This window comes from Nocardia farcinica (assembly GCF_029867845.1).
Classification (GTDB): domain Bacteria; phylum Actinomycetota; class Actinomycetes; order Mycobacteriales; family Mycobacteriaceae; genus Nocardia; species Nocardia farcinica_A.
This window is the reverse complement of sequence record NZ_JARWRU010000780.1, coordinates 1-3,663: the sequence shown is the minus strand read 5'-3', so window position 1 is coordinate 3,663 and position 3,663 is coordinate 1. Positions and strand designations below refer to the sequence as shown.

Annotated in this window: 3 protein-coding genes; all 3 read left to right on the top strand. The window is 70.7% G+C overall.

Annotation, left to right across the window (positions count from 1 at the left end; all coding sequences use genetic code 11):
• Window positions 1-1,733 (top strand): flavin-containing monooxygenase (locus tag QH283_RS17110; RefSeq protein WP_280503988.1); only part of this gene is annotated, 1,733 nt, incomplete at its 5' end.
• A gap of 13 nt (window positions 1,734-1,746) precedes the next feature.
• Window positions 1,747-2,946, top strand: a complete 1,200-nt coding sequence (locus tag QH283_RS17105; RefSeq protein WP_280503987.1) for an NADH:flavin oxidoreductase — start codon at window positions 1,747-1,749, stop codon at window positions 2,944-2,946.
• Between the two features lie 7 nt (window positions 2,947-2,953).
• The gene (locus QH283_RS17100; protein WP_348538285.1) at window positions 2,954-3,496 is read left to right on the top strand and encodes a flavin reductase family protein; all 543 of its coding nucleotides are present in this window, start codon (window positions 2,954-2,956) and stop codon (window positions 3,494-3,496) included.
• The last annotated feature ends 167 nt before the right edge of the window (window positions 3,497-3,663 follow it).

The following is a 3,663-nucleotide window of genomic DNA, read 5'->3' as shown; positions in this document are numbered from 1 at the left end:
ACGATGTGGCGGCCGACATCCGCGCCAGGGCACGGGCGGTGCTCACCCCGGACGCCGTCGCGAAGCTGGAGGTGCCCGACGACGAACTGTTCCAGCGCATGGCCGCGATCTGCACCGCCCAGCGGGTGGACGCCGAGTTCGTCCCGCTGCTGCTCGAGCAGTCCGGGTTCGTCGAGGACCGCCGCCACGTCCCGGTCACCGTGACACCCCCGGCCGACTTCGAGGTCATCGTCATCGGCGCGGGCATCGTCGGCATCAACGCCGGAATCAAGCTCGGCAAGGCCGGATTCGGCTACACCATCTTCGAGGAACGCGACGACATCGGCGGCACGTGGCATCGCAACACCTACCCGGGTGCGGCCGTGGACACCCCCAGTCACTACTACTCGTACTCCTTCGCGCTGAACCCGAACTGGTCGCGGTACTACCCGACCGGCCCCGAATACCAGAACTACCTGCTCGACGTGGTGGACGAATACCGGCTGCGCGACCACATCCGGTTCGGCACGCGGGTGCGCTCGGCCACCTGGCTCGCCGGCGAACACCGGTGGGAGGTGGTCACCGAGGACCGCGACGGACGGGTCGAACGCCACCGCGCCCGCGCCGTCGTCACCGCCCTCGGCATGCTCAACGCGCCCAACATCCCCGACGTGCCGGGCATGGACACCTTCGCGGGCACCGTCGTGCACACCGCCGACTGGGACACCGACCTCGACCTGCGGGACAAGCGGGTGGTGGTGCTCGGCACCGGATGCACCGCGGTGCAGGTGGTCGCCGACATCGTCGACCGGGTGCGGTCGCTGGACGTCGTGGTGCGCAGCCCGCACTGGCTGGTGCCGGAGAAATCCGTCGGCGGCGCCGTGCCCGAGGGGGAGCGGTGGGCCATGGCCCACCTGCCCTACTACGACCGCTGGTTCCGGCTGCGCACCTACTGGTTCGCCTCAGACAACCTCTATCCGCTGCCGCGCATCGACCGCGAGTGGGCGGCCACCCATCTGTCCGCCTCGCCCGCCAACGACATGGTGCTGCGCACCGCGCAGGAGTATCTGCAGCAGAGCTTCCCCGACCGCCCCGATCTGATCGAGAAGCTCACCCCGGACTTCCGCCCGTACGCCAAGCGCATCGTCAAGGACCCCGGCTTCTTCGCCGCCCTCACCCGCGATCACGTCACCCTGCACCGCGCCTCCTTCCGCGAGGTCACCCCCGAGGGCGTGTACACCACCGACGGCGCGTTCGTGCCCGCCGACGTGATCGTCCTGGCGACCGGCTTCCAGTTGCAGTTCACCACCACGATCGACATCACCGGCCGCGACGGGCGCACCCTGGCCGAGGTGTGGAAGAACGGCGAGGACCCGCGCGCCTATCTGGGCGTCCAGGTCAGCGGATTCCCGAATCTGTTCGTCACCGCCGGGCCCAACTCCGCGCCGAACCACGGCGCCGGGCACAACCTCACCGGCGAGGAGCAGGTCCACTACATCATCGAATGCCTGCAGTACCTGCTCGAGCACGACCACGCCGCCATGGACGTCACCCGGGAGGCGCTCGAGGAGTACAACCGCCGCGTCGACGAGGCGCTCGACGAGACGGTGTGGGCGCATCCCGGGGCGGAGATCAACGGCTACTACCGCAACAGCGAGGGCCGGGCGGTGGTGCCCTGCCCGTGGCGGCTGGTCGACTACTGGACCATGCTGCGCGCGCCGCACCCCGAGGACCTCACCTTCCTCCCGCACTGAAAGGCATTTCCTCGTGACCACAGCCCCGATCCCGGACGCGCTGGCCCCGGCCCGGCTCGGCCCGGTGCAGCTGCGCAACCGGGTCATCAAGTCCGCCACCTTCGAGCACATGACTCCCGGTGCGCTGGTCAGCGACCAGCTCGTGGAGTTCCACCGGCAGGTGGCCGCGGGCGGCGTCGGCATGACCACCGTCGCCTACTGCGCGGTCGCGCCGGAGGGCCGCACCGAGGCCGACCAGATCTGGATGCGCCAGGAGGCGGTGCCCGGCCTGCGCAGGCTCACCGACGCGGTGCACGCCGAAGGCGCGGCGATCTCCGCGCAGATCGGCCACGCGGGCCCGGTCGCCGGCGCGAAGTCCAACGGGCTGCCCGCGCTGGCCGCGTCTCGCCGGCTGAGCCCGATGGGGCCGCAGCTCACCCACGCCGCCACCCTGGCCGACATCGCGCGCATCCGCACCGCGCACGGGACCGCCACCCGCCTGGCCGTCGAGTCGGGCTTCGACGCCGTCGAGATCCACTTCGGCCACAACTACTTCGCCAGCAGTTTCCTCAGCCCACTGCTCAACAAGCGCAAGGACGCCTACGGCGGATCGCTGCGCAATCGCGCCAGGCTGCTGCGCGAGGTCGCCGCCGAAGTGCGCGAGGCCGCCGACGGCAGGATCGCGGTGCTGGCCAAGCTGAACATGGACGACGGCGTGCCCGGCGGCTTCTGGCTGGACGAGGCGGTGCAGGTCGCCCAGTGGCTGGAGCAGGACGGCAGCCTCGACGCCATCGAACTGACCGTCGGCAGCTCGCTGCTCAACCCGATGTACCTGTTCAAGGGCGAGGCGCCGCTGGCGGAGTTCGCCGAGGCCATGTCGCCGCTGATGAAGTTCGGCATCAAGCTCGCCGGCAAGTACTTCCTGCACAGCTACCCCTACCAGGATCTGTTCATGCTCGACGCCGCGCGCCAGATCCGGGCGAACGTCTCGATGCCGCTGGTGCTGCTCGGCGGGATCACCGACAAGGCGGCCATGGACGTGGCGATGGCCGAGGGGTTCGAGTTCGTGGCCATGGCACGGGCGCTGCTGCGCGAACCCGACCTGATCAACAAGATCAACGCCGATCACGCCGCCAAGTCGCTGTGCATCCACTGCAACAAGTGCATGCCGACGATCTTCTCCGAGACGCACTGTGTGCTGGCCGGGCCGCGGACCGCGGCCACCGGTGGATGAGGCGGCCATGACCACGATCGACAGCGCCGCCGCGCGCCGGCAGACGCGAACGGCCCGCACGCCGGACCCGGCGTCGATGCGCGCCGTGCTCGGGCATTTCGCCACCGGCGTGGTGGCCATCACCGGCATCGACCCGCACACCGGCGCGTCCGCCGGCCTGGCCGCGAACTCGTTCACCTCGGTCTCCCTCGACCCGCCGCTGATCGCTTTCTGCGTCGCCGCGACCAGCACCTCCTGGCCCCTGGTGCGCGCGGCGGGCATCTACACGGTGAACATCCTGTCCGCCGACCAGGAGCCGGTGTGCAGGCAGCTCGCCACGCGCGGCACGGACAAGTTCCGTGGCATCGCCTGGGAGCCGTCGCCCGCGGGCGCGCCGGTCCTCACCGGCAGCCTGGCCTGGCTCGAAGCCGAACCCGAGGCCGAGCACCCGGCGGGCGATCACACCATCGTGGTCTCCCGGGTCCGCCACCTGCACGCCGCGGACCTGGCGCCCCTGGTGTTCTTCCGCGGCCGCTACAGCGGCGGCGCCGGATCGGCGGGTCCGCGATGACCATGCGCCCACTCGACTGCGAGCGGTGTGGTCAGCGCGTGCTGATCGAGAAGTTCAGTGCGGCCCACACCTCGGTCCAGTGGCTCGGCGACACCAGCCGCTGCCCGGTCATCGCGGGCGGTGCGCACGGCGTCGGGCACCACGAGCGCCGCTGCGAGGAGCTGCAC